Source organism: Streptomyces sp. NBC_00285 (assembly GCF_036174265.1).
GTDB lineage: Bacteria > Actinomycetota > Actinomycetes > Streptomycetales > Streptomycetaceae > Streptomyces.
In genome coordinates, this window is the sequence record NZ_CP108055.1 from 4,533,833 (window position 1) to 4,557,059 (window position 23,227).

Sequence of the window (23,227 nt, forward strand, 5' to 3'; positions counted from 1 at the left end):
GGCGGCTGCCTCCTCGGGTCAGCGCACCGTCGGCTCGTCTTCCACGACGGTCGACTTCAACGGCGTCCTGGACAGGAACAGGCCGAAGACCGGCGGCTGAGCCTGCAGCATCTCCAGACGGCCGCCGTCCGCTTCCGCGAGGTCCCGCGCGACCGCCAGTCCGATACCCGTGGAGTTGCGGCCGCTGATCGTCCGCTCGAAGATCCGCGCACCGAGATCGGCGGGCACCCCGGGACCCTCGTCGGTCACCTCGATCACGGCCTGGTTGCCGGTGACGCGCGTACGCAGGGCCACTGTGCCGCCGCCGTGCATCAGGGAGTTCTCGATCAGCGCGGCCAGGACCTGGGCGACCGCTCCCGGTGTGCCGACGGCGGTGAGGTGCCGTTTGCCGGAGCTGACGATGGCCCGCCCGGCACTGCGGTACGCGGGCCGCCACTCGGCGAGCTGCTGCTGGATGACCTCGTCGAGGTCGAAGGTGACGGCGTTGCCGGCGCGGGGGTCGCGGGAGTTCGTCAGCAGTCGTTCGACCACGTCCGTCAGCCGCTCCACCTGGGTGAGCGCGACGTTCGCCTCCTCCTTCACCGTGTCCGGGTCGTCGGTGAGGGTGATCTCCTCAAGGCGCATCGACAACGCGGTCAGCGGCGTGCGCAGCTGGTGGGAGGCGTCGGCGGCCAGGCGTCGTTCGGCCGTGAGCATGCGGGCGATGCGCTCGGCGGAGGCGTCCAGGACGTCGGCGACCCGGTCCAGCTCGGGGACGCCGTAGCGCTTGTGCCGGGGCCTCGGGTCGCCGGAGCCGAGCCGTTCGGCGGTCTCGGCGAGGTCGGTGAGCGGCGCGGAGAGCTTGTTGGCCTGGCGGATCGCGAGGAGCACCGCCGCGATCACCGCGAGCAGCGCCACCAGGCCGATGATCAGCAGCGTACGGCCGACCTCGCGGGTCACCGAGGAGCGCGGCTCCTGCACGGTGACCGTCTCGCCCTCCTCGCCCTTCTCCGTGGAGCTGATGACCTCGCCGGACGGCTGGGAGCCGACCTCGATCAGCGGCTTCCCGGGGATCCGGATCACGGCGTACCGTTCCTGCGCGACCTGGTCACGCAGTATCTCCGCGGACACGACCTCCGCGGCGAACAACCGGCTGTCCACGATCCCGGCCAGCCGGATCGCCTCGGAGTCGACGCGCTCCTGGGCGCTGTTGCTGATGGTCCGCGTCTCGACGATGACGAGGGACACACCGAACACGGCGATGACCACGAGCACGACGGCGAGCGTGGACTGAATCAAACGGCGACGCACAAAGCCCTCCGGCCAGGTCCGCTCAGGGGCGGCGCGACCGACCGCGCAGGGCGGTCAGTCGCGCGACGGCCCGTGGCCCCTAGCTCTTCTCGAACCGGAACCCGACACCACGCACCGTGGCGATGTACCGGGGGTTGGCGGCGTCGTCCCCCAGCTTCTTGCGGAGCCAGGAGATGTGCATGTCCAGCGTCTTGGTCGAGGACCACCACGTGGTGTCCCAGACCTCCCGCATCAGCTGGTCCCTGGTGACGACGCGGCCGGCGTCCCGCACCAGTACCCGGAGCAGGTCGAACTCCTTCGCGGTGAGCTGGAGTTCCTCGTCGCCCATCCACGCGCGGTGCGACTCGACGTCGATCCGCACCCCGTGGGTGGCGGGCGGCTGCGCCGGCTCGGCCGCTCCGCGCCGCAGCAGGGCCCGGACCCGGGCGAGCAGTTCGGCGAGCCGGAAGGGCTTGGTGACGTAGTCGTCGGCGCCCGCGTCGAGACCGACGACGGTGTCCACCTCGTCGGCGCGCGCGGTCAGGATGAGGAGCGGTACGGCGTGGCCTTCGGCGCGCAGTCGGCGGGCCACCTCGAGGCCGTCCATGCCGGGCAGACCCAGGTCGAGCACGACCAGGTCGATGCCGCCCTGCATTCCGGCGTCGAGTGCGGTGGGTCCGTCCTCACGCACCTCGACCTCGTACCCTTCCCGGCGCAGGGCGCGGGCCAGCGGCTCCGAAATGGACGCATCGTCCTCGGCGAGCAGTACACGGGTCATGAGCTGATGGTAGACCGCTCCTGGCAGATGCTGTGGTGTGATCACCGTCCCGTGATTCTTACCTTTCGACTTACCCGAGCGAACCTGTGTCTGTGGGGTGAGAACCGCAAGGAGGCCTTGGAAACAGGGTGTACGTTTCCCCCGTTGCCTGTGATCCATCTCTCAAGTCATTCTATTTCCGGCAGTGTCCTGCCGTATGGTGATAGGCGCCTCCAGCACTGCGGAGACCTTTGGCATGTATTGCGCCGAAGGTCTCTTTCATGTGCGGCACACCTCCACCAGCAAGGAACGACCATGGCGTCCAGCCTGACGAAGGACTCGGTGACTCCGGGCACCCCCGGTTCCGACAAAGCCTTCTTCGGCCACCCCCGCGGACTGGCCACACTGCTCATGACCGAGATGTGGGAGAGGTTCTCCTACTACGGGATGAAGGCCCTGCTCACCCTCTATCTGCTCTCCGGCGGCCCCGATGCCGGCAAGGGCACCATGGGCGGCGGCCTCGCGATGGACCTGGCGACCACCACCGTGATCGTCTCCGTCTACTCGGCGATGGTCTATCTGCTCGCCATGCCGGGCGGCTGGCTCGGCGACCGGCTCTGGGGGCCGCGCAGGACCGTCGCCATCGCGGCCGTCACGATCATGTCCGGCCACCTCGTGCTCGCGTTGCCCGGCGGCCAGGCGCCGTTCTTCGCCGGTCTCGCGCTCGTCGCGGCCGGTTCCGGTCTGCTCAAGGCCAACATCTCCACGATGGTGGGCCATCTGTACGACGGCCCGGACGACCCGCGCCGCGACGGCGGCTTCACGATCTTCTACATGGGCATCAACGCGGGCGCCTTCTTCGCCCCGCTGGCCATCGGCACCGTCGGCCAGGAGGTCAGCTGGCACCTCGGCTTCGGCATGGCCGCGGTCGGCATGGCGATCGGTCTGGCCGCGTTCCTGCTCGGCACCCGCAACCTGAGCCCGCGGAGCGCCGTCGTGCCCAAGCCGCTGGCGGCCGAGGAGCGCGCGGCCTGGCTGCGCAAGGGCCTGCTGTGGGTGATCGCCGCGACCGTCTTCTACGGCGTCGTCGGGGTCACCGGCCACTTCACGCTGAACTGGGCGATGATCCCGCTCACCGTCATCGGTCTGGTCGTCCCGGCGGGCGTGCTGCTGCGCATCAAGCGTGACAAGGAGCTCTCGACGACCGAGCAGTCGAAGATGACCGGCTACATCTGGTTCTTCGTCGCCGCCGCCGTGTTCTGGATGATCTACGACCAGGGCGCGTCCACGGTCCAGGCGTTCGGCTCGAACGACGACAAGTCCGCCGGCTCGCTGCTCGGCTTCGACTTCCCGACCTCCTGGTACCAGTCGCTGAACCCGCTGTTCATCATGGCGCTGGCCCCGGTCTTCGCCTGGGTCTGGGTGTGGCTGAACCGGCAGGGCAAGGAGCCCGGCACCATCGTGAAGTTCTCGATGGGCCTGGTGCTGGTCGGTGTCTCGTTCTTCTTCTTCCTGGTCCCGATCGCCATGGCGGCGGGCGGCACCGCGGTCAGCCCGATGTGGCTGGTGGGCGTCTACTTCATCCAGACCGTGGGTGAGCTGTGCCTGTCGCCGGTCGGGCTGTCGGTGACGACGAAGATGGCTCCCGCCAAGTACGCCTCGCAGATGATGGGGGTGTGGTTCCTCGCGGTCACCGCGGGCGACTCGATCACCGGTCTGCTGTCCAACCCGGCGATCGCGGGGGTCGACCTCAGCGGGACGCCTGCGGTGTTCGGCGAGGCGGCGCTCGCGGCGCTCGCCGGGTTCACGGTGTGGATGTACCGGCGGAAGGTGAAGTCGCTGATGGGTGACGTTCGTTAGCGTCCGTCCGAACCGACGGGGCCGTCGGAATCCATGCGGGTTCCGGGGCCCCGTCGGTTCACGTGCTGTGCGCGGTTCCGCGCGCCCCTGAGCGCGTTACCTGGTCCGCCTTCCGGGCATGAACGTGAAGATCGCACCGCCCAGCAGCACCGCCGTTCCCGCGACCAGACCCAGCGCCTTCAGGGCCGCGTGGTCGTCCGCGCCCGTCGCCGCCAGGCCGCCGCTGGTCGACGAACCGCTCGTGCCGCCCGAGCCGGACGTGCCGCCGGACGCGCCGCCCTCCTGCTCCTGCGTGGTCAGGGTCAGGGAGGCCTCCGTCTTGTCCGGCGTGCAGGTCGTGGTCGTGCCCAGGGCCTCGATCGTCAGGACACCCGGTGACAGCGTCGACTCACCCGTCGCGCCCGGCTTGTACGTGCCCGTCATGTCCGAGATCTCTATCGGGTCGCCCGTCTTGATGGCCTCGGTGTTGGTGGGACCCTCGACATGGACCGAGCCCTTGTCTGCGCCGCCCAGAACCACCTCCATGGAGGGCTTGACCGAGTTCGCGGGGATGTCGGCCGGGCTGTCCATCGGGGAGTTCTTGAACTGCACGGTGAGGCCGTAACTGCCGCCGTTCTTCTTGGCGTTGACCTGGATCGTGGAGGTGGCCTTCTTCTCGCCGAGGGGCGACTGGCAGGTGTAGGGGATGTCGACCGCCTTGCCGGTGAAGTCGGTCTGGCCGTCGTCCGACGCGGTGGCGGTCGGGCTCGCGCTGTCGGTGGGTGTGGCACTGTCCGTCGGCGTGGCGCTGTCGGTCGGGTCGGGCGACTCGGTCCCGGTCGCCGTAGGTGTCGGGGTCGACGTGCCGTCTCCCGCGGCCACGTCGATGCTCGCCGCCTTCGGAACCGTCTCCGTCGGCGTGCACACCGTGTTGGTCCCCAGCGCGTTCACCGTGTACGCGCCCGGCGTCAGCGTGAGCTCCCCGGCCGCCGTCAGCTTCAACGTGCCCTTCATGTCGGACAGCACCATGGCGCCGCCCTTGGGAATGGCCGGGTTCTTGCGCGTCCCGGTCATCGCGATGTCGGCGCTCTGCGCGCCGGACGCCTTGAGGGTGCCGCTCGGCTGCACCGAGTCGGCCGGCAGGTCGATGATGTTCGGGTTCTTGGACGCGGCCTGGGTGAACTTCCACACCACGTCGATCTGGTCGCCGACCTTCGCCGTGGCGGGTGCGGTGATCTCGACCTTGGTGGTGCCGTTGACGGGGTCGAGTCCGACGCCGGCGGGCGGCACGCACCGGGTCGCGAACGACACCTCCGCGGCCTGGGCGGGCCCGGCGGCCAGGCCGAGGACCGCGCCCGCCCCGGTCAGCGCCAGCACCAGGCCCACCGCGCCCGTTCGTCCAGGGCCCTTCCGACGGATCTCCGTGGGAGAGGGAGCGGAGTTCGGTGCCTGCGCTCGGCGTGCGGTGTGGCGGGTCATGTGGCGGAGCCACCTGGCCCTTCGCGCCGTGCGGCGAGGGGGCGCGCCGGGCGTCGCGACGCCGCGGAGATCCATCGGATGGGCCCTGGGCCCGCCGGCCGGTGTGGCTCTCCTTCGCAAGCTCACTTGGTTCCCTCTCTGGTGGGAGTCGTCGGACTCGTCGGGGTGTCGTCGTGCGGTGCGGAGAGCCGGCCACCGGCCGCGCCCGGATCTGCGTCCGGGGTGAACCACGGCAGGGTGGGCGTCGGAGTGGCCGCGTGCGCGGCCGTGGAGGGCTTGAATCCCGGTAGGCGCAGGGCGAGTTCGGGCAGTCGCCGGCCGCGGCGCCGGGCGCCCCGGGCGGGCCGCGGCCGGATCCGGTCCACGACGGCCATGCCGATCCGGAACAGTGCCGCCGGCACGACCAGGCACACCAGGATCCAGAACAGGGTCACGCCCCAGGGCCGGCTCACGCCCCAGGGCTGTTCGGCGAGCACCTTGCCGGCGTACTTCAACGACACCGTGTAGTCGCCGTGCGCGCCGCCCGAGAGCTCGACGGGCAGTTCGACCCGGGCTTTCCCGCCCGGCCGGATCGTGCCGCGCCACTGCTGTTCGTCCCACTGCGGGGCGAACACGCCGTGTGCGGTGCCGACCTGGAAGACGGGGTTCTTGACGTCGGAGGTGCCGATGTTGCCGACGGTGAAGGCCAGGGTGCGGGCGGGGGGTGCCCCGAACCAGGCCAGCAGGCCCCCGGAGCCGTCCAGCCGGGTGTCGGTGAGGAGGGACAACCGGCCACCGGAGGTGTCCGCCGGGAGCGGTTCCACGGCGTGTCCGGCCACCTGGAAGATCACGTCGGCGTCGGCCTTGGCCCCGGTCACGGTGGCCACGTGCACCACGCAGGGGCAGGGCACGGGCGGCTCGGCGACCGGCACCTTCTTGCTGAAGCGGCCGGCCGAGTCGGTGGTGACGGCGCGGCCGTCGGCGTTGGCACAGGAGTTGGTGCCTCCGGGGACCCCGCGCGAGGGCACGGCCTGTCCGCACATGAGGATCATCAGCAACGCCCGCTTGCGCCAGCCGTCGCCGCTCACGGTGATCGAACCTCCGGTCCCCGCCTGGGACTTGGACAGCTTCACGCTCGGGCCGTCCGCAGCGGCCGCCGTCCCCGCCAGGGGCGCGAGCAGCAGCGCGAGCACCGCCGCCCACACCGCCAACCGCGCCTTGCCGCTCGGGCTCACGTCGTGACTCCCGTCAACTCGGCTTCCGCACACGGGGATCCGGGTACGGGTTCGGCCGTACGACACCGTCGGCACCGTGTCCTGGACGGCCGTCGTCCCCCGGCGTCGGGGGCGGACCCCGGCAGGGGACGCGGGAGGGCCAGGGACAGGACACGGGCGGCGGACGGCATGGGCGGCTCCAGCGGGCTCCGGCGAAGGAGGGGCAGCGCGCAGCGTCTCGCTGAGGGACTGCGCGCGGGCGTACGAGACCGGTACGGGCCGGTCAGCGGCGCACGCGGGCCGCCTGGTTGCGCCGGGTCAGCCACAGCGTGCCCGCCGCGCCCGCGAGCAGCACCGTGCCGCCGAGCGTGCCGAGGGCGATCACCGAGTCCTCGGGACCGGTCTGCGGAAGTGCCCCGCCCGAGTCGTCACCACCGCTGTCGCTCTGGGTGCCGCCGGAGGAACCCGAGGCCGCGGTGACGTCCAGGGTCAGCGCGGCGCCGGGGCTGTTGGTCGGCGTGCACGTGGTCGTCGTACCGAGCGCCTTGATGGTGAGGACGCCCGGGGTGAAGGTGACCTTGCCGGACTTCTTCGGGGTGTACGTCCCGGTCAGGTCGTTGATCTTGATGGGGGTGTTGGCGGGGACGGTCGCCTGGTTGGCCGGGCCCGTCACGTCGACCGTCCCGCTGTCCGCGCCGCCCACCTTGATGGTGGCGCTCGGGTTCATCGCGCCCTTGCCGAGGTCGACCGGGCTGGACGAGACGCCCTTCTGCCAGGACATGGTCATCCGGTAGCCGCTGCCGCTCTTGACGCCCTTGATGTCGATGGGCGAGAGGGCGCTCTTGTCCCCGATCGGTGTCTTGCACTGGTAGTTGACGTTCACGACCGCGGCGTGGGCAGCGGGGGCGGTCATCAGCACCGCCGAGCCGGCCAGGGCCGCGACGGACGCGAGCGCGGCGGTTCGCTTCGGGTATGACACGGTTCCGCTCCCCTTACTCGTTCCTGACGGCACATCAGATCGGCCGTCAAGGTACGCCGGGGCACCGGAGGAAGGAAGAGATAAGGAAGTGTCGGAACTGTGGGGACACCGCCGGGCGGAGGCCGTCCGGCCGCCCGCCCGGTGTCAGGCGGGTGTTCCCAGTTCCGCCCACACGGTCTTGCCGGCCGTCCCGGGAGTCCGCAGGACGCCCCAGTCCAGACAGAGCCGTTGGACGATGAACATCCCGTGGCCGCCGGGCCGTCCCGCCTGGTGCGGAGTCCGCGGCGAGGGCTCCCCGGTGCCTGTGTCCGAGACCTCGACCCGGATCACCTTGTTGTCGCAGGAGATCGACAGCTGGTCGGGGCCCTCGGCGTGCAGGCAGGCGTTCGTCACCAGCTCGGAGACGACGAGGAGCACGTCCTCCGCCGCGGCCCGCCGGTCCGTGGACGCCGCGGGCAGCCAGTCCCACGCGTACAACGCCTGCCGGGTGAAGTCGCGGGCGAGCGGAACGACCCCGCTCTCCCCGTCGAAGCTCAGGCGGCGGACCTGCTGTCCCGTCGGCACGTCGGCCTCGCCGCCTGGCTCCACGCTGGGCTCCGGGTCACGGTCGCCCGGCGTGCAGGGCCGGGTGGTGCTCATCAGCGCTTCACCTCACCGATTCACCGGTTCACGATGTCAGAACGTCACTGCAAGGTCGCTCACCGAACAGTCAGTACGGATGTCTCCTGCCCGACCGGACCGGTAGAACACCTCTCCATTCGGGACGTATGTCCGCCAGGAGGAATGTGACACCCGGTGAGTGCCGGTCGAAGGAGACGAGCGGGGCACGAGCGGGGGCACAGGACCCGCCTCTCGGCTCACCGCCTCAGCCTCCGGCCCCGTCCGCCAGGGCCTCGTCCAGGGTGTCGTGCACGGTGAAGACCGCATCGGCTCCCGTGATCTCGAAGACCCGTGCCACGACGGGCAGCATGCCCGCAAGGTGTACGCCACCCCCCGCCGCCTCGGCTTTCAGCCGCGCCCCCAACAGCACATTGAGACCGGTGGAGTCACAGAACTCCAGCCGTGTGCAGTCGACGACGAGTCGGCTCGTTCCCTTGGCGAGGCAGGCCTCGAGTGGCTCACGCAACAAATCGGCCGTGTGGTGATCCAACTCACCAGCCGGAGTCACGACGGCGCTGGAGCCCTCTTGCCGCACCTCAACCAGAAGCCGACCAGACTGTGCGCTGCCGACCGTCCCGCGGTCCATGCCGTCTCTCTCTCCCGACGTCGTGGCTGCTTTGACGTCCTCGAACACTACGCCTTCTCCACACCCTCCGACACCCGAACAATCGCCCACAAACGGACATAACCACACAGAACACACTTGCGGTCGGCTCGGGAAACCGGGTAGGGCTAGTACAGACACGTACTCGACACGGCCGGCTTTGGAGGCGCCGCACACCGCAGTGCACGAACTGGCTTCGGCAGCCTTATGCCGAGAACGATGGAGGACATCATGTCACCCCGGCTCGACGCATCGCATACCCAGCAAGCGACGTCGACATCCCCCCCGGAACATCTGAATCCCATCGAGCAGGACAGCGACGGCGATGTGCTCGCCGGACTTCCGGACATCCCACCCTTCGAAGAGGTCGGGGCCGTGGACGCGCGGGCCCTCTCCAAGACCCTCTTCGCGCGGCTGGAGTCGCTGGAGGAGGGCACGTACGAGTACTCGTACGTGCGCAACACGCTCGTCGAACTGAACCTCGCCCTGGTCAAGTTCGCAGCCTCCCGTTTCCGCTCCCGCAGTGAGCCGATGGAGGACATCATCCAGGTCGGCACCATCGGCCTGATCAAGGCGATCGACCGCTTCGAACTGAGCCGCGGAGTGGAGTTCCCCACTTTCGCGATGCCAACCATCGTGGGTGAGATCAAGCGGTTCTTCCGCGACACCTCGTGGTCGGTACGGGTGCCACGCCGTCTCCAGGAACTCCGGCTCGACCTGGCGAAGGCCGGCGACGAACTGGCCCAGAAGCTCGACCGCGCCCCGACGGTGGGCGAACTCGCCGAGCGGCTCGGGCTGTCCAAGGACGAGGTCGTCGAGGGCATGGCCGCCTCCAACGCCTACACCGCCTCCTCGCTGGACGCCCAGCCCGAGGAGGATGACTCCGAGGGCGCGCTGGCCGACCGGATCGGCTACGAGGACCACGGCATCGAAGGCATCGAGTACGTCGAGTCCCTGAAGCCGCTGATCGCCGAACTCCCGTCCCGGGACCGTCAGATCCTCTCGCTGCGCTTCGTCGCGGGCATGACCCAGTCGGAGATCGGCGACGAACTCGGTATCTCGCAGATGCATGTCTCGCGGCTGCTGTCGCGCACGCTGGTGCGGCTGCGGAAGGGTCTGACCGTCGAGGAGTGACGCGTCGGCGCCACTGACCTGCGCGTGTGCCCGGTGTCCGATGGGACACCGGGCGCCGTGCGTCCGGGGCACCCCGCGGTTACTCGGAGAAACCCTTTCCCCAAGGGTTCGCTTCCCTCACTATGGTCCCTCACAGACTGGCCGGTACGTCAGGAGGAGGGCGCGCATGGGTCGGGCCGAGGGGGCCGGAGGCGGTGTGCACGCCGGAGCGTCGGACGCCCGGCTCACCGAGCTGCTGCGCGCCGACACCACCACGGCGTACACCGCCCTGCTGGAACTCCGCGGCCGCCACCAGCCCGCCGTCCTGGCCTACGCCCGGCTCTGCACGGCGGGCGAGAGCGCCGCCCGGCAGCTGGCCGCGCAGACCTTCACCCTCGCGGCCCGGGAGACGGCCCGCGGTGTCGACCCCGGCGTCCCCTGGCGCCACCGGCTCCTGCTGCTGACGGCCCGGTCGGCGGCGGCCTGGGCCGGGGACCAGCGTGCGGCGGGCCTGGACCCGAACGTCCTCCTGCTCCTGAACACGGCGGCGCCGGGGAGCCCGGTACCGCCCATGCTCGCCGCCTTCGAGTCCCTGCCGGCCCGCACCCAGGGCCTCGTCTGGTACGGCCTGGTGGAGGCCGAGCCGGAACGCCGCACCGCCGACCACCTGGGCCTCACCCGCGAGGACGTGGTCTACGGCACGGAGGGGGCCCTGCAGTCCCTGGCCCGGACGTGTCTGAAGTTCCGCCTCGCCGCCTCCGACGACCCGCGCTGCGCGGACTTCCACCGCCTCATCGAGGAGTCCGTACGACCGGACAGCCCCCGGGTCAGCACCGACCTGCACACCCACATGGCCCAGTGCCCGCACTGTGCGGCGGCGCACGAGGAACTGTGCGCGGTCCGGGACACCCCGAGGACCGCACTGGCCGAGGGCCTGCTGCCGTGGGGCGGGACGGCGTACGTGGGGTGGAGCGCGGCCGAGCAGGAGACCCGGCCGCGGAAGGGGTCCCATGCGCCCTCCGGCGGGTGGCCGCGCCCGCGTCGGCTCGTCCTGGCGTCGGCGGCACTGGGGGTGGCTCTGGCACCGCTGCTGCTGTTCCTGGTGTCACAGGGGGACGGACCCCCGGCGGGCGCGTCCGCGTCGGCTTCGGCGGGCGGCGGGGCGCTGCCGAGCCCACCGCAGGTGACGGTGACGGCGACGGTCCCGCCCTCGGCCTCCCCGTCCACGAGCAGGCCGTCGTCCCCTTCCGCTTCCATCTCCCCGACGAGGAGTTCGGCGCCGCCCCGAAAGAGCAGCCCGCCGTTCCGCCCGCCGGGCGGCTCCTACGCCCAGGTGGTCAACGTCTCCACGGCCCGCTGCCTGGACGTCTCCGGCGACTTCACCGACGGCGCGGACGTCGTCACGGCCCCCTGCACCTCGGCCGGCTCGCAGCGCTGGCGCGTCGACACCGCCCGCGGCATCCTGCAGTCCTCCGCCGACCCCGGCTTCTGCCTCGACAGCCGCGGTGACGTCGACAAGGGCCTTGGCATCTGGTCCTGCGACTCGGTCGACGGCGACCACGGCGACAACCTGCGCTTCACCGTGGACTCCGACGGGGTGATCCGCCCGGCGATCGCCATCGCGACGGCTCTGACGCCGGGGGGCGGTGGCGGACTCGCGCTTGAACCGCTGACTGGGGGTGCGGGGCAGCGGTGGCGGGCGGGGGCGTCGTAGGGGCGGCTGCCGTCAGAGCACGCGTGTGCCCCGCCGCCACACCCCGCTGACCAGCGGCACCCCCGGCCGGTACGCCAGGTGCACATGGCTCGGGGCGTCCAGGAGGATCAGGTCGGCGTAGGCGCCGGGGGTGATGCGGCCGACGTCCTCGCGACGCAGGGCCGCCGCGCCGCCCGCCGTGGCCGACCACACCGCCTCGTCCGGGGTCATCCCCATGTCCCGCACCGCGAGGGCCACGCAGAAGGGGACGGAGGAGGTGAACGAGGAGCCGGGGTTGCAGTCGGTGGACAGGGCGACGGTGACACCGGCGTCCAGGAGCCGGCGGGCATCGGGCCAGCGGGCACGGGTCGAGAACTCGGCGCCGGGAAGCAGGGTGGCCACGGTCGCACTGTTGGCCAGGGCGTCGACGTCCGCGTCGGTGAGGTGGGTGCAGTGGTCGGCGCTGGCCGCGTCGAGTTCGACTGCGAGCTGTACGCCGGGGCCGTGGGAGAGCTGGTTGGCGTGGATCCGGGGGTGCAGGCCCTTCGCCTTGCCGGCCATGAGGATCGCGCGGGCCTGGTCGCCGTCGAAGGCGCCCTTCTCGCAGAAGACGTCGATCCAACGGGCGTACGGCGCACAGGCGTCGAGCATCTCGCCGGTGACCAGGGAGACGTAGGCCGCCGGGTCGTCGGCGTGGTCCGGGGACACGATGTGGGCGCCGAGGTAGGTGACCTCGTCGGTGTGGGCGGCGGCGATGCGCAGGGCCCTCGACTCGTCCTCGACCGTCAGGCCGTAGCCGGACTTCGTCTCGAAGGTCGTCGTGCCCTGGCGGAGGGCCTCGGCGAGGTAGCGGGTGAGGTTGGCCTCCAGTTCCGCGTCCGTGGCCGCACGGGTCGCGGCGACCGTGGTGCGGATGCCGCCCGCGCTGTAGGCCCGGCCCGACATGCGGGCGTTGAACTCCTCGGTGCGGTCGCCCGCGAAGACGAGATGGCTGTGGGAGTCGACGAAACCGGGGAGGACCGCCCTGCCGGCTGCGTCGACCCGGTTGTCAGTGGCGGGTGCTTTGCTTTGATCACCGGTCCACACGACGCGGTCGCCTTCGATGACGACGGCCGCGTCCTGGATCAGTCCGAGGGGGGATCCCTCATCGAGGGAGGGGTTGTTGGTGACCAGGGCTGCGATGTTGGTGATGAGCGTGCTGGCGGTGCTCGCGGAGTGGGCGGGGCTGACGGTCGTCGCGTTGCTCATGGCGTCCTCGGTGGCCTGGTCGGCGGTGGGGGCGGGTTCGGGCAGGGGGGCGGGCGGCATCCGCTTCAGCCGCGCAAGGCCGCGACGGCGTCCGCGAGGGCTTTCGGCACATCCGGCACCAGGACGTGGACCCCGTCCCGTACGACGTGCCGGCCTCCCACGACCGTGTGCGACACGTCTGCTGCCGACGCGGCGAATACAGCCGTCTCGGCCCCGAGCCGCGGAAGCGGCCCTGCCGTCCTGACCGAGTCGAGGGCGATGGTGGTGAAGTCGGCGAGCGCGCCGGTCTCCAGGGTGCCCGCACCGTCCCAGCCGAGGGCCGCGTGGCCGTCGGCCGAGGCCGCCCGCAGCAGGGCCGCCGCCGTCCAGTGACCTCGCCTGCGGGTGCGCAGGCGCTCGTCGAGCTCCATCGCGCGTGCCTCTTCGAGCAGGTCGATGACGGCATGGCTGTCGGAGCCGAGGGAGAGCGGGGAGCCGGCCTTCTGGAGGGCGACGGCCGGTCCGATGCCGTCCGCCAGGTCCCGTTCCGTCGTCGGGCACATGCAGGTGCCGGTGCCGCTGTCACCGATCAGGGCGATGTCCTCGTCGGTGAGGTGGGTGTTGTGGACGCCGGTGGTGCGCGGCCCGAGGACGCCGTGCTCGGCGAGCAGCCGGGTGGGCGTGCACCCGTGGGCCTCGCGGCAGGCGTCGTTCTCGGCGGTCTGCTCGGACAGGTGCACATGGAGCGGGGCCCGCCGCTCCTCGGCCCACCGCGCCACGGTCGCCAACTGGTCGGCGGGCACGGCCCGTACGGAGTGGATCGCCGCACCGATCCTCGCGTGATCCCGGTCCTTGAGAACTGAACAGCGTTCGGCCCATTCCTGGGCCGTGCCGTCGGAGAAGCGGAGCTGGTGGGTGTTGGGGGGCTGCCCGAAGCCGGAGGAAAGGTAGGCGGTGTCCAGGAGGGTGATCCGGATACCGGCGTCGGCGGCGGCCTCGACGAGGGCCTCGCCCATCGCGTTGGGATCGGCGTAGCGGGTGCCGCCGGGGGCGTGGTGCACGTAGTGGAACTCGCCGACCGCCGTCACGCCCGCCAGCGCCATCTCGGCGTACACGGCGCGGGCCAGCGCGTGGTAGGTCTCCGGCGTCAGCTTGTCGGCGAACGAGTACATGACCTCGCGCCAGGTCCAGAAGGTCCCGGAGCCGACCTGGACGGTGGAACGCAGGGCCCGGTGGAAGGCGTGCGAGTGGGCGTTCGCCAGCCCGGGGAGCGTCAGTCCGCGCAGGATCTCGGCGCCGGGCGGCGGGGTGTCGGCGGCCGTGCAGACGGCGGTGACGCGGCCGTCCCGCACGTCGACGGCCACGCCCGGCTCGACGTGGGTGTCGAGCCAGGCGTGCTCCAGCCAGTAGGTCTTCGGTGTCACCGGCAGGCCAGCCCTTCCAGTACGTCGGCGAGCGCGAGGACCCCGGCCACGCAGTCGTCCTCGGCGGCGAACTCCGCCGGGGAGTGCGAGACGCCGGTGGGGTTGCGCACGAACAGCATGGCGGTCGGAATGCTCCCGGAGAGGATCCCGGCGTCGTGTCCGGCGCCGGTGCCGAGGACGGGCACCGTGAGGCCGGCGTCGGTGCCCAGGACGCGGGCGAGTTCGTCACGCAGGGCGTGGTCGAACTCGACGACGGGGGTGAAGGACTCCCGGACGATGTCGAGGGCGATGCCGTGGGCGTCGGCGTACTCCCTGGCCGCCTTCTCGACCCCGCCGACCACCTGGTCCAGGCTCTCCTGGTCGGCGGCACGGGAGTCGAGCCAGCCGCGCACCAGGGAGGGGATGGCGTTGACGCCGTTCGGTTCCACGGAGATCTTGCCGAAGGTGGCGACGGCACCGGCGAGTTCGGCCTCGCGACGGGCGGCGAGCACGGTCTCGGCGTACGACAGCATGGGGTCGCGGCGGTCCACGAGGCGGGTGGTGCCGGCGTGGTTGGCCTCGCCCCGGAAGTCGAACCGCCACCGGCCGTGCGGCCAGATGGCACTGGCGATGCCGACCCGGTCGCCGGACAGGTCCAGTGCCCGGCCCTGCTCGACGTGCAGTTCGACGAAGGCGCCGATGCGGGCGAGCCGTTCGGGGTCGGCTCCGATGGCGTCGGGGTCGTGTCCGGCGGCCTCCATGGCCTGCGGGAGCGTAACTCCCTCCCCGTCGGTCAGCCGGTGTGCCTGCTCGACGGTGAGCTGTCCGGCGGTGAGCCGCGACCCGACACAGGCGAGCCCGAACCGGGCCCCCTCCTCGTCGCCGAAGTTGACGATGGCGAGGGGCTTGTCGAACTCGGCGCGCCGCGCCCGGAGTTCGTCGAACGCGGCGAAGGAGGACACGACTCCGAGGGGTCCGTCGAAGGCACCGCCGTCGGGCACGGAGTCGAGATGCGACCCGGTGACGACGGCGTCCCCTCGGGCGGGGTCACCGAGCCAGGCCCACTGGTTGCCGTTCCGGTCGACCTCGTAGGCCAGTCCCCGGCTCTCGGTCTGCTCCCTGAACCAGGTCCGGCAGTCGGTGTCGGCACCGGTCCAGGCGAAGCGCCGGTAGCCCCGGGAGTCGGGGTGCCGTCCGATGGGGAGCAGCTCGCGCCACATGGAGTGGAACGAACTGCCGCCCGGCAGGGTGGGGGCAGCCGGATCCGCGTCCGGCGACGGGACCGCCCCCACCGAGGAGTTGCCGCGCTCCGTCACGCCGACTCGCCTTCACGCATCGGCACCCGTACGCCCCGCTCGTCGGCGACCGACTCCGCGATGTCGTAGCCGGCGTCCACGTGCCGGATGACGCCCATGCCGGGGTCGTTCGTCAGTACCCGCCGGACCTTCTCCCCGCCCAGCTCCGTACCGTCGGCCACCGTCACCTGTCCGGCGTGCAGGGACCGTCCCATGCCCACGCCGCCGCCGTGGTGGATGGACACCCAGGACGCCCCCGACGCCACGTTGACCATGGCGTTCAGCAACGGCCAGTCGGCGATCGCGTCGGACCCGTCGAGCATGGCCTCGGTCTCCCGGTAGGGCGAGGCGACGGACCCGGCGTCCAGGTGGTCGCGCCCGATCGCCAGCGGCGCCGCCAGCTCCCCGCTCGCCACCATGTCGTTGAACCGCTCCCCTGCCTTGTCCCGCTCGCCGTAGCCCAGCCAGCAGATGCGGGCGGGCAGGCCCTGGAAGTGGACCCGCTCACCGGCCAGCTTGATCCAGCGGGCGAGGGACTCGTTCTCGGGGAACAGCTCCAGGAGCGCCTTGTCGGTCTTGGCGATGTCGGACGCCTCACCGGACAGGGCGGCCCAGCGGAAGGGGCCCTTGCCCTCGCAGAACAGCGGCCGGATATAGGCGGGGACGAAGCCGGGGAAGGCGAACGCCCGGTCGTATCCGGCGAGTTGGGCCTCGCCGCGGATCGAGTTGCCGTAGTCGAAGACCTCGGCCCCGGCGTCCATGAAGCCGACCATGGCCTCGACGTGCCGGGCCATCGACTCACGGGCGCGGGTGGTGAAGCCCGCCGGGTCCTTGGCGGCGGCGTCGGCCATGTCCTCGAAGTCGACGCCCACCGGGAGGTACGCGAGCGGGTCGTGCGCCGAGGTCTGGTCCGTCACGATGTCGATGGGCGCGCCCGACGTCAGGAGCTGCGGCACCAGCTCGGCCGCGTTGCCGAGGACGCCGATGGACAGCGGCCGGCGGGCGTCGCGGGCCTCGACGGCCAGCTGGAGGGCGTGGTCGAGGGAGTCCGCCTTCACGTCCAGGTAGCGGTGCTCGATGCGCCGTTCGATGGCCCGCGGGTCGACGTCGATACAGATCGCGACACCGTCGTTCATGGTGACGGCGAGCGGCTGGGCGCCACCCATGCCACCGAGGCCGGCGGTCAGCGTGATCGTGCCCGCCAGGGTGCCGCCGAACTTCTTCGCGGCGACGGCGGCGAAGGTCTCGTAGGTGCCCTGCAGGATGCCCTGGGTGCCGATGTAGATCCAGGAGCCGGCGGTCATCTGGCCGTACATGGTGAGGCCGAGGGCCTCCAGGCGGCGGAACTCCTCCCAGTTGGCCCAGTCGCCGACGAGGTTGGAGTTGGCGATCAGGACGCGCGGGGCCCACTCGTGGGTCTGCATGACGCCGACCGGGCGGCCGGACTGCACGAGCATGGTCTCGTCCTGCTTGAGGGTGCGCAGCGTGCGGACCATCGCGTCGAAGGAGCGCCAGTCACGGGCCGCCTTGCCGGTGCCGCCGTAGACGACGAGCTTGTCGGGGTGCTCGGCGACCTCGGGGTCGAGGTTGTTCTGGAGCATCCGCAGGGCGGCTTCCTGCTGCCATCCCAGGGTGCTCAGTTCCGTACCGCGCGACGCTCGTACGGGGCGGGGTCCTGACATGGTCTGCCTCCTGAGGGCTCCGGCCGCAGCCTGTTGTTGTCGATATTCACATCCTGGCTTCCTGAATAGAACTAGTCAATACGTTCTCGCGTCAGCGTGAGTGGGGCAGGGATGTTCCGTCGGACACCCGAGGGGGTCCGGGAGCGGGCGACAACAGACAGGAGACGTGGTGGACGAGTACGGCAACACCGGCGAAGGACGGGCCGCCCGCCGGGACGAGGCGGTGCGCGCGGCCGTGGAACAGGGACTGCTGGGGCCGGACTCCCCCATCGTCGGGCTTCTCGACGTCACCGGCATCCGGGAGTCGGCCGCGGAGCTCCGCGCGGCCTTCGACGAGGTCACCGCGCCCGGCACCCCGGTGCTGCACGCCTTCGCGGTGAAGGCCACCCCGCTGGTGCCGGTGCTGCGACTGCTGCGCGAGGAGGGCATCGGCGCGGAGGTGGCGAGTCCCGGCGAGCTGGCACTGGCCCGGGCGGCCGGAATCCCGCCGGCCCGGACCGTCCTCGACTCGCCCGCCAAGACGCCGGCCGAGCTCAGGGAGGCGCTGGCGCTGGGGATCGCCGTCAACGCGGACAACCCTCAGGAGCTGCACCGCATCGACGGCCTCGTACGGTCGGCCGTCAGCCGCTCCCCGCTCGGGATCCGCGTCAACCCGCAGGTCGGCGGCGGTTCCATCGGGGCGACCTCCACGGCGACGGCGACCTCGAAGTTCGGGGTGGCGCTGCGGGACGAGGGGGCGCGGGAGTGGGTCGCGCGCGCCTTTGACGAGCGGCCCTGGCTGAGCCGGCTGCACGCGCACACCGGCTCGCAGGGCATGCCGCTCGACCTGATGGTCCGGGGCGTCGAGGAGACGTACGCGCTCGCCGAGGAGATCAACCGCCACATCGGGCGGCCGCAGATCGACACGATCGACATCGGCGGCGGGCTGCCGGTGAACTTCACCTCCGACGTGACGACTCCGACGTACGCGCAGTACGCGCGGGCGCTCAGGGCGGCGGTGCCGGGGCTGTTCGACGGGCGGTACGGGCTGGTGACCGAGTTCGGCCGGTCGCTGCTGGCCGAGCACGGCACGATCGTGGCGCGGGTGGAGTACACCAAGAGCGCGGGCGGCCGGCCGGTCGCGGTGACGCACGCGGGCGTGCAGGTGGCGACGCGGACGGTGTACGCGCCGGGGTCGTGGCCGCTCAGGGTCGCGGCGTACGACGGCAAGGGACGGCCCAAGAACGGGCCCGTGGTGGTGCAGGACGTGGCCGGCCCCGCCTGCTTCGCGGGCGACCTGCTGGCCGAGGGGCGGGCACTGCCGCTCCTGGACCAGGGGGACTACGCGGCCGCGCTGGACACGGGGGCGTACTACTTCGCGCACCACTACGCGTACAACTCGCTCGCCCGGCCGGGCGTCCACGGCTTCGCGCCCGACCCGGCGGGACGTGTCGCGTTCGCGACCGTGCGGGCACCGCAGACGATCGCCGAGATCGTGGCCGAGTCGGGAGGGGCGTACGCCGACGCGCTCACCACCCTTCGCGCACCCGGGAACCGTTGACGTGCACCCGGGGGGCTACTGATCAAATTGCCTGTAAATCAAGGCAAGTTGACCCACTCTAGCCACCCGGAGCATGTTCCACCGGAAAATGCCAGATCCCTCACCCGTCACGCACACGTTGCGTAGTTTCGGCGTCACTCAGCCGAACCCCAGGCGGGAGGGGAGCCACGGTGCAGGGAATCGACGAGTGCCTGCTTGAAGCCATGCGACTGCCAGGTGCGCGGGGCGCCGCGCTGGTCGACTGGACGAGCGGGCTGGCGCTGGGCGTCGTGGGGGAATCCCCCGGCGGCGACCAGGAGGCGGCCGCCGCGGAGGCCGCCGAGCTCGCCCGGCTGGCCGCCGAGCAGCGCGCCTTCTCCTCCGGGAGCTCCGCCGCCGAGTCGGATGCCGCGGGGGACGAGCCGGATCCCCCGGTCGAGGATCTGATCCTCAGCAACCGGGACAGCTACCACGTCCTGCGGTTCGTGCCGACGTCCTTCGACAGCAGCGTGTTCCTGCATCTGTGGCTGGCCCGCGCGGAGGGCAACCTCGCGCTGGCCCGGATCCGGCTCGGCGAGATGGCCGGACGGCTGGAGCTCGAATGACGACGGTGCGGACCACTCCCGCCACCCCGCCGCCCCGGCTGCCGGTCCGCGACAAGGCGGCGGCCCTGGGACGCGGCTGGGGCGGTGTCTCGCCCATGCTGACCCGGCTGGCCGCCGAGCGCGCCACCGGCGTCCTGGTGCGCGAGCGCGGCACGCTGCACCTCGCCGACGGCAAGGTGGTGCACGCCGAGAGCCCGGCCGCCCCCGGCGCCCACGTCCTCCTCGCCGCCCACGGCACCCTCGACGCCGAGGTCTGGCGCCGGGCCCTGGCCGAGAGCGCGGCGAGCGCCGCGGGTGCCGCGGATGCCGGAAACCCCGAGAGCGCCGGGCTCGCGGGCGGCGCCGGGATCGTCGGAACCGGAGCCCATCGCCTCACCGGCGCGGACGTCGTGCACCATGCGGGCCGCCGGCTGGTCGAGGACGGGCTGCTCACCCCGGGTGCCCTGGAGATGTGCCGGCTGACCGCCCTGTACGACGCGGCGTACTTCGCGCTCGCCCCGAGCAGCAGCCCGGGCCGCTTCCGCTACGGCACCGAGGACGGGCCCGGCGCCCCCGGCGGCGAACCCGACGCGCTCGTCGGCGAACACGGCAGCGCACGGGCCGGCGAACCCGGCGGTGTCCACGGCGACGCCCTCACCGGTCCCGGCATCCCGCATCCCGTCCCGGTCGCCGCCCTGGAGCGCGAGACACTGCGGCGGCGTGACCTGCTGCACCGCATCTGGCCGCACGCGTTGCCGGACGAGGTGCCGCTGACCCGCGAGTACCGCCCCGCGACCCCGCCGATCCCGGCCCGGCGGCAGGCCGTACTGGCCCTCGTGGACGGCGTCCGCACGGCATCGGACATCGCCCGCGCGCTGGGCCGCCCGGCGTTCCACACCCTGGTCGACCTACGGCGGCTGGTGGCGGCCGGGGCCGTCTCGCCGTGCCCGCTGCCGGGCCCGCTGGCCGAGGCGATGGCGGGCCCGTGGTCCGGAGCACCACCCGAGCCGATGCCCGGAGCAATGCCCGGAGCAATGCCCGGACCGATGTCCGGATCGTTGCCCGGTCAGCCGCCCGGTCAGCTGCCCGTAGCGGTACCCGGACCGATGCCGGGGCAGCTGACCGGCCCCGAAGTCACCCGTCCCCCCGTCGATCTCGTCGGCAGCGTCGCGCCCGTCGATCCCCACATCACGTTGCTGAAGAGGCTCAGGGATGCGCTGGAGGCCCTTTGAACGGCAGCGGTTCCGCGCCGAGAGGAGAGACCTGATGGCAGCAGCGCAGGACGGGATCCTGGAGGAGCTGCGTCGGCTCAGAGCCCGTGTGCCGCAGCTCACGGGCGCCCTCGCGGCCGACGTCGACGGTCTCGTCCTGGCCCAGGACACCCCGGGCGTCGACCCGGAGACCGTGGCCGCGCTCACCGGGGCCACCCGGGCACTGGCCGCACAGCTGGCCGACGAGACCGGCCAGGGGGACCTGCGCGAACTCCTCGTGCGTGGCGTGTACGGCTATGTCGCCACGTACGCGGCGGGCGCCGGGGCCGTCGTCACGCTGCTCGCCCAGGACCGCGTCAACGTCGGCCGCCTGCACCTGGAGGGCCGGCGGGCGGGCGCCCGGATCGGGGAGCTCGTCGACTTCGCCGCGACCGACCCCACCGGCCCCACCGGCCCCACCGAACAGTCCGAACGGACCGAACACACCGAGACCACCACGAAGGCGCCCGCGAAACCCGCTCCGGCACGTGCCAGAGCGGCCCGCACGTCCCGGGCCAAGCCCACGGACACCCGCGCCACGGCCACCGCTCCGACGGTGGCCCGCACCACCACCGAAAGTTGAGAGAACCGAGGAGACACAGTCATGGCCAACACCGAAACCGCACTGAAGGAGGCCCTCGCCTCCATCGAGGGCGCGACCGGCGTCGCCCTCGTCGACTACACCAGCGGCATGGCGCTCGGCACGATGGGCGGCAGCAAGGGCTTCGACCTGAACGTGGCCGCCGCCGGCAACACCGACGTGGTCCGCGCGAAGATGCGCACGATGGAGCACCTCGGGCTCAAGGGCCAGATCGAGGACATCCTGATCACCCTGTCCGACCAGTACCACCTGATCCGCCTGATCGCCGGGCGCGGCGGCAACGGGCTCTTCCTCTACCTGGTCCTCGACGCCAAGAGGTCCAACCTGGCGATGGCCCGCCACCAGCTGAAGGCGATCGAAGCGGACCTGGAGGTGTGACCGAGCGCTAAGGGGGGCGTGTTTCGAAGGTCCCTCCTGCCTGGAAGGCATCCCGGCCGCGTTGCCGGACTCGCCCCCGATACACCCGGTATCGGGGGCGGCCCGGCGCCGTGCGCTCGCACGCACCGGACGGCGCCGGGGCCGACGCCGCTCCTGCCGAAACCCGCCCTACACCAGTGCCGCGCTGCGGCGGCGCGACCCGCCGGGGGCCGCGTCGCCCGCCGCGATACCCGTGCCGCGGTACGCCTTCACCGTCTTGCCGGCCGGGCGCCCGCCGTTCGCGGCGAGCCAGTCGACCCGCACCCACAGCAGCGCGTCGCCGGCCCGCTCCTGCCGTCCCAGCCAGGCGGCCTTGAGCATGAGTCCCGTACCGCACCCGGCGAGCAGCATGCCGCCCGCGACGGGCACGGCGAACGAACTCAGCAGTGCCACCAGCCAGGCCCCCAGCAGCCACCAGCGGTGTCCCCGGCGCCAGTTGCGCACACTGACCGCACGGTCCTGGAGCACGTCGTGCTTCCCGGCCCGGGCGGCCGCCCGCCCGAGTGTCGTGTACCGCTCGCGACGGCTGTACGACACCACGGCCGCGGCGACGATGAACAGCGCCGCTCCCGCCATCACGCCGATCCGGCGTCCGGTCAGCCCCGGCACCAGCAGCCCGATCCCCGCCGCGAACACCCCGAGCCACCACAGCGGCGCCGCCCCGGCGCGCACGACGACGGCCACCCGGGCCAGCCCTTGAGCCCTGCGATCTCCGTGTGCCACGTCCTGCCTCCTCGTCGTCCCGGCACAGTCCTGATGGGCGGGGAGGGTAACGAGCGAACGTGAGACAAGGCTGAGAAAGGCCCGCTATTCCACGAACAGTCCTCGCGCCGCGGCCCCGGCGTCGAACTGCTCCAGCCGGGCCTGCGCGTCCGGCAGCTCGTCGCACATCGCCTCCAGCAGCACCCGGCCCAGCAGCATCGGCGCGCAGGCGGTGTCGAAGGCGAGGCCGGTGCCGACCGCGGCGGGCAGGAGGAGGTCGGAGACCTTGGCGACCGGTGCGAAGGCGGAGTCGGCGACCGTGACGACACTCAGGCCGGCCTCCTTGGCGTAGGCGAGCGTGTCCACGACCTCACGGGGATGCCGGGGCAGCGCGAAGCACAGCAGCGTCGAGGCGCCCGCGCGGACGGCGGCGTCGATGCGGTCGTGGATCATCGTGCCGCCCTCGTTGAGCAGCCGTACGTCCGGGTGGACCTTGGCGGCGAAGTACGCGAAGCCGTACGCCTGGGAGGCCGCGGCCCGCAGCCCGAGGACCGGCAGCGGGCGGGAGGCGGCCAGCAGCCGGCCGGCCCTCTGCACCGGCCGCGGGTCGGCGAGGATCTCCGCCAGGTGCCTCAGGTTCTCGATCTCGGCCTCGACGGCCTGCTGGTACTCGTTGTACGACGCGGAGGCCGCCGTCTGTTCGGCGGGTGTGACCTCGCGCAGGTGCCGGCGCAGCGCGGGGTAGCCGTCGAAGCCGAGGGCGACGGCGAAGCGGGTGACGGAGGGCTGGCTGACCCCGGCGAGTTCGGCCAGCTCCACGCTGGACAGGAACGGCACGTCGGCGGCGCGCCGCACCATGCTGTGCGCGATGCGCCGCTGGGTCGGCGTGAGCCGATGCCCCTCGAACAGCGCCTGTAGACGTCCCGCGGGAGTGTCCGCCACACCCGCACCGGCCATGTCG

21 protein-coding genes are annotated in these 23,227 nt (G+C 72.0%); 8 read left to right on the top strand and 13 right to left on the bottom strand.

Features of this window, described 5'->3' with window-relative positions; genetic code table 11:
• Positions 1-18: 18 nt before the first annotated feature.
• Positions 19-1,290, bottom strand: a complete 1,272-nt coding sequence (locus OHT57_RS20830; protein ID WP_328747971.1) for an ATP-binding protein — start codon at positions 1,288-1,290, stop codon at positions 19-21.
• A gap of 79 nt (positions 1,291-1,369) precedes the next feature.
• Positions 1,370-2,047: a response regulator transcription factor gene (locus tag OHT57_RS20835; RefSeq protein ID WP_328747972.1), complete on the bottom strand. Its 678-nt coding sequence runs from the start codon at positions 2,045-2,047 to the stop codon at positions 1,370-1,372.
• 294 nt (positions 2,048-2,341) lie between these two features.
• On the opposite strand from OHT57_RS20835, the gene OHT57_RS20840 reads away from it, so the two are divergent.
• Entirely contained in the window at positions 2,342-3,886 is a 1,545-nt protein-coding gene (locus OHT57_RS20840; RefSeq protein WP_328747974.1) for a peptide MFS transporter, read from the top strand.
• 96 nt (positions 3,887-3,982) lie between these two features.
• Here OHT57_RS20840 and OHT57_RS20845 read toward each other — a convergent pair whose 3' ends face one another.
• The 5 genes from OHT57_RS20845 to OHT57_RS20865 form a co-directional block, all read right to left on the bottom strand.
• Complete coding sequence (locus tag OHT57_RS20845) at positions 3,983-5,344, bottom strand: hypothetical protein (protein WP_328747975.1); 1,362 nt, start codon at positions 5,342-5,344, stop codon at positions 3,983-3,985.
• 122 nt (positions 5,345-5,466) lie between these two features.
• A complete protein-coding gene (locus OHT57_RS20850; RefSeq protein ID WP_328747976.1) occupies positions 5,467-6,558 on the bottom strand; it encodes a hypothetical protein in 1,092 nt (363 codons plus the stop codon).
• A 262-nt stretch (positions 6,559-6,820) separates the two neighbouring features.
• Positions 6,821-7,516, bottom strand: a complete 696-nt coding sequence (locus OHT57_RS20855; RefSeq protein ID WP_328747977.1) for an LPXTG cell wall anchor domain-containing protein — start codon at positions 7,514-7,516, stop codon at positions 6,821-6,823.
• Positions 7,517-7,660: 144 nt separating this feature from the next.
• The gene (locus OHT57_RS20860; protein ID WP_328747978.1) at positions 7,661-8,155 is read right to left on the bottom strand and encodes an ATP-binding protein; all 495 of its coding nucleotides are present in this window, start codon (positions 8,153-8,155) and stop codon (positions 7,661-7,663) included.
• A 226-nt stretch (positions 8,156-8,381) separates the two neighbouring features.
• Positions 8,382-8,762 carry an STAS domain-containing protein gene (locus OHT57_RS20865; RefSeq protein WP_328753264.1) on the bottom strand — a complete coding sequence of 127 codons (381 nt, stop codon included), beginning with the start codon at positions 8,760-8,762 and terminating at the stop codon, positions 8,382-8,384.
• Positions 8,763-8,999: 237 nt separating this feature from the next.
• Between OHT57_RS20865 and OHT57_RS20870 the strand changes: the two genes are divergently transcribed.
• Positions 9,000-9,914, top strand: a complete 915-nt coding sequence (locus OHT57_RS20870; protein ID WP_328747979.1) for an RNA polymerase sigma factor SigF — start codon at positions 9,000-9,002, stop codon at positions 9,912-9,914.
• A 166-nt stretch (positions 9,915-10,080) separates the two neighbouring features.
• The gene (locus OHT57_RS20875) at positions 10,081-11,607 is read left to right on the top strand and encodes an RICIN domain-containing protein (RefSeq protein WP_328747980.1); all 1,527 of its coding nucleotides are present in this window, start codon (positions 10,081-10,083) and stop codon (positions 11,605-11,607) included.
• 12 nt (positions 11,608-11,619) lie between these two features.
• Here OHT57_RS20875 and hutI read toward each other — a convergent pair whose 3' ends face one another.
• The 4 genes from hutI to hutU form a co-directional block, all read right to left on the bottom strand.
• The gene (gene hutI / locus OHT57_RS20880; RefSeq protein ID WP_328747981.1) at positions 11,620-12,894 is read right to left on the bottom strand and encodes an imidazolonepropionase; all 1,275 of its coding nucleotides are present in this window, start codon (positions 12,892-12,894) and stop codon (positions 11,620-11,622) included.
• Between the two features lie 5 nt (positions 12,895-12,899).
• On the bottom strand, positions 12,900-14,237 hold the full coding sequence (locus OHT57_RS20885) for a formimidoylglutamate deiminase (protein WP_328747982.1): 1,338 nt from the start codon (positions 14,235-14,237) through the stop codon (positions 12,900-12,902).
• Entirely contained in the window at positions 14,234-15,436 is a 1,203-nt protein-coding gene (locus OHT57_RS20890) for an allantoate amidohydrolase (RefSeq protein ID WP_328753265.1), read from the bottom strand. Before OHT57_RS20890 ends, OHT57_RS20885 begins: the two co-directional genes overlap by 4 nt.
• A 92-nt stretch (positions 15,437-15,528) precedes the next feature.
• Positions 15,529-17,193 carry a urocanate hydratase gene (hutU, locus tag OHT57_RS20895; protein WP_328747983.1) on the bottom strand — a complete coding sequence of 555 codons (1,665 nt, stop codon included), beginning with the start codon at positions 17,191-17,193 and terminating at the stop codon, positions 15,529-15,531.
• 169 nt (positions 17,194-17,362) lie between these two features.
• Here hutU and OHT57_RS20900 point away from each other — a divergent pair, with 169 nt between their 5' ends.
• The 5 genes from OHT57_RS20900 to OHT57_RS20920 all read left to right on the top strand — a co-directional run bounded on the left by OHT57_RS20900 (position 17,363) and on the right by OHT57_RS20920 (position 21,525).
• Complete coding sequence (locus tag OHT57_RS20900) at positions 17,363-18,733, top strand: diaminopimelate decarboxylase (protein WP_328747984.1); 1,371 nt, start codon at positions 17,363-17,365, stop codon at positions 18,731-18,733.
• 170 nt (positions 18,734-18,903) lie between these two features.
• A complete protein-coding gene (locus OHT57_RS20905) occupies positions 18,904-19,317 on the top strand; it encodes a hypothetical protein (RefSeq protein WP_328747985.1) in 414 nt (137 codons plus the stop codon).
• On the top strand, positions 19,314-20,528 hold the full coding sequence (locus OHT57_RS20910; RefSeq protein WP_328747986.1) for a hypothetical protein: 1,215 nt from the start codon (positions 19,314-19,316) through the stop codon (positions 20,526-20,528). The genes OHT57_RS20905 and OHT57_RS20910 overlap by 4 nt, the downstream gene beginning before the upstream one ends.
• A 34-nt stretch (positions 20,529-20,562) precedes the next feature.
• Positions 20,563-21,129 (top strand): roadblock/LC7 domain-containing protein, encoded by a 567-nt coding sequence (locus OHT57_RS20915; RefSeq protein ID WP_328747987.1) that lies wholly within the window; start codon positions 20,563-20,565, stop codon positions 21,127-21,129.
• Positions 21,130-21,150: 21 nt separating this feature from the next.
• Positions 21,151-21,525 (top strand): hypothetical protein, encoded by a 375-nt coding sequence (locus tag OHT57_RS20920; RefSeq protein ID WP_328747988.1) that lies wholly within the window; start codon positions 21,151-21,153, stop codon positions 21,523-21,525.
• Positions 21,526-21,693: 168 nt separating this feature from the next.
• On the opposite strand, the gene OHT57_RS20925 is transcribed toward OHT57_RS20920, so the two are convergent.
• Together OHT57_RS20925 and OHT57_RS20930 are read right to left on the bottom strand one after the other, a co-directional pair.
• The gene (locus tag OHT57_RS20925) at positions 21,694-22,287 is read right to left on the bottom strand and encodes a hypothetical protein (protein ID WP_328747989.1); all 594 of its coding nucleotides are present in this window, start codon (positions 22,285-22,287) and stop codon (positions 21,694-21,696) included.
• An 84-nt stretch (positions 22,288-22,371) separates the two neighbouring features.
• Positions 22,372-23,223: a MurR/RpiR family transcriptional regulator gene (locus tag OHT57_RS20930; protein ID WP_328753266.1), complete on the bottom strand. Its 852-nt coding sequence runs from the start codon at positions 23,221-23,223 to the stop codon at positions 22,372-22,374.
• Between the last annotated feature and the right edge of the window lie 4 nt (positions 23,224-23,227).

Coding starts and splice junctions, on each gene's coding strand:
- OHT57_RS20835 (WP_328747972.1), bottom strand. CDS start 2,047: ATGACCCGTGTACTGCTCGCCGAGGACGATGCGTCCATTTCGGAGCCG.
- OHT57_RS20840 (WP_328747974.1), top strand. CDS start 2,342: ATGGCGTCCAGCCTGACGAAGGACTCGGTGACTCCGGGCACCCCCGGT.
- OHT57_RS20845 (WP_328747975.1), bottom strand. CDS start 5,344: ATGACCCGCCACACCGCACGCCGAGCGCAGGCACCGAACTCCGCTCCC.
- OHT57_RS20860 (WP_328747978.1), bottom strand. CDS start 8,155: ATGAGCACCACCCGGCCCTGCACGCCGGGCGACCGTGACCCGGAGCCC.
- OHT57_RS20865 (WP_328753264.1), bottom strand. CDS start 8,762: ATGGACCGCGGGACGGTCGGCAGCGCACAGTCTGGTCGGCTTCTGGTT.
- OHT57_RS20870 (WP_328747979.1), top strand. CDS start 9,000: ATGGAGGACATCATGTCACCCCGGCTCGACGCATCGCATACCCAGCAA.
- OHT57_RS20875 (WP_328747980.1), top strand. CDS start 10,081: ATGGGTCGGGCCGAGGGGGCCGGAGGCGGTGTGCACGCCGGAGCGTCG.
- hutI (WP_328747981.1), bottom strand. CDS start 12,894: ATGCCGCCCGCCCCCCTGCCCGAACCCGCCCCCACCGCCGACCAGGCC.
- OHT57_RS20890 (WP_328753265.1), bottom strand. CDS start 15,436: ATGTGGCGCGAGCTGCTCCCCATCGGACGGCACCCCGACTCCCGGGGC.
- hutU (WP_328747983.1), bottom strand. CDS start 17,193: ATGTCAGGACCCCGCCCCGTACGAGCGTCGCGCGGTACGGAACTGAGC.
- OHT57_RS20910 (WP_328747986.1), top strand. CDS start 19,314: ATGACGACGGTGCGGACCACTCCCGCCACCCCGCCGCCCCGGCTGCCG.
- OHT57_RS20915 (WP_328747987.1), top strand. CDS start 20,563: ATGGCAGCAGCGCAGGACGGGATCCTGGAGGAGCTGCGTCGGCTCAGA.
- OHT57_RS20920 (WP_328747988.1), top strand. CDS start 21,151: ATGGCCAACACCGAAACCGCACTGAAGGAGGCCCTCGCCTCCATCGAG.
- OHT57_RS20930 (WP_328753266.1), bottom strand. CDS start 23,223: ATGGCCGGTGCGGGTGTGGCGGACACTCCCGCGGGACGTCTACAGGCG.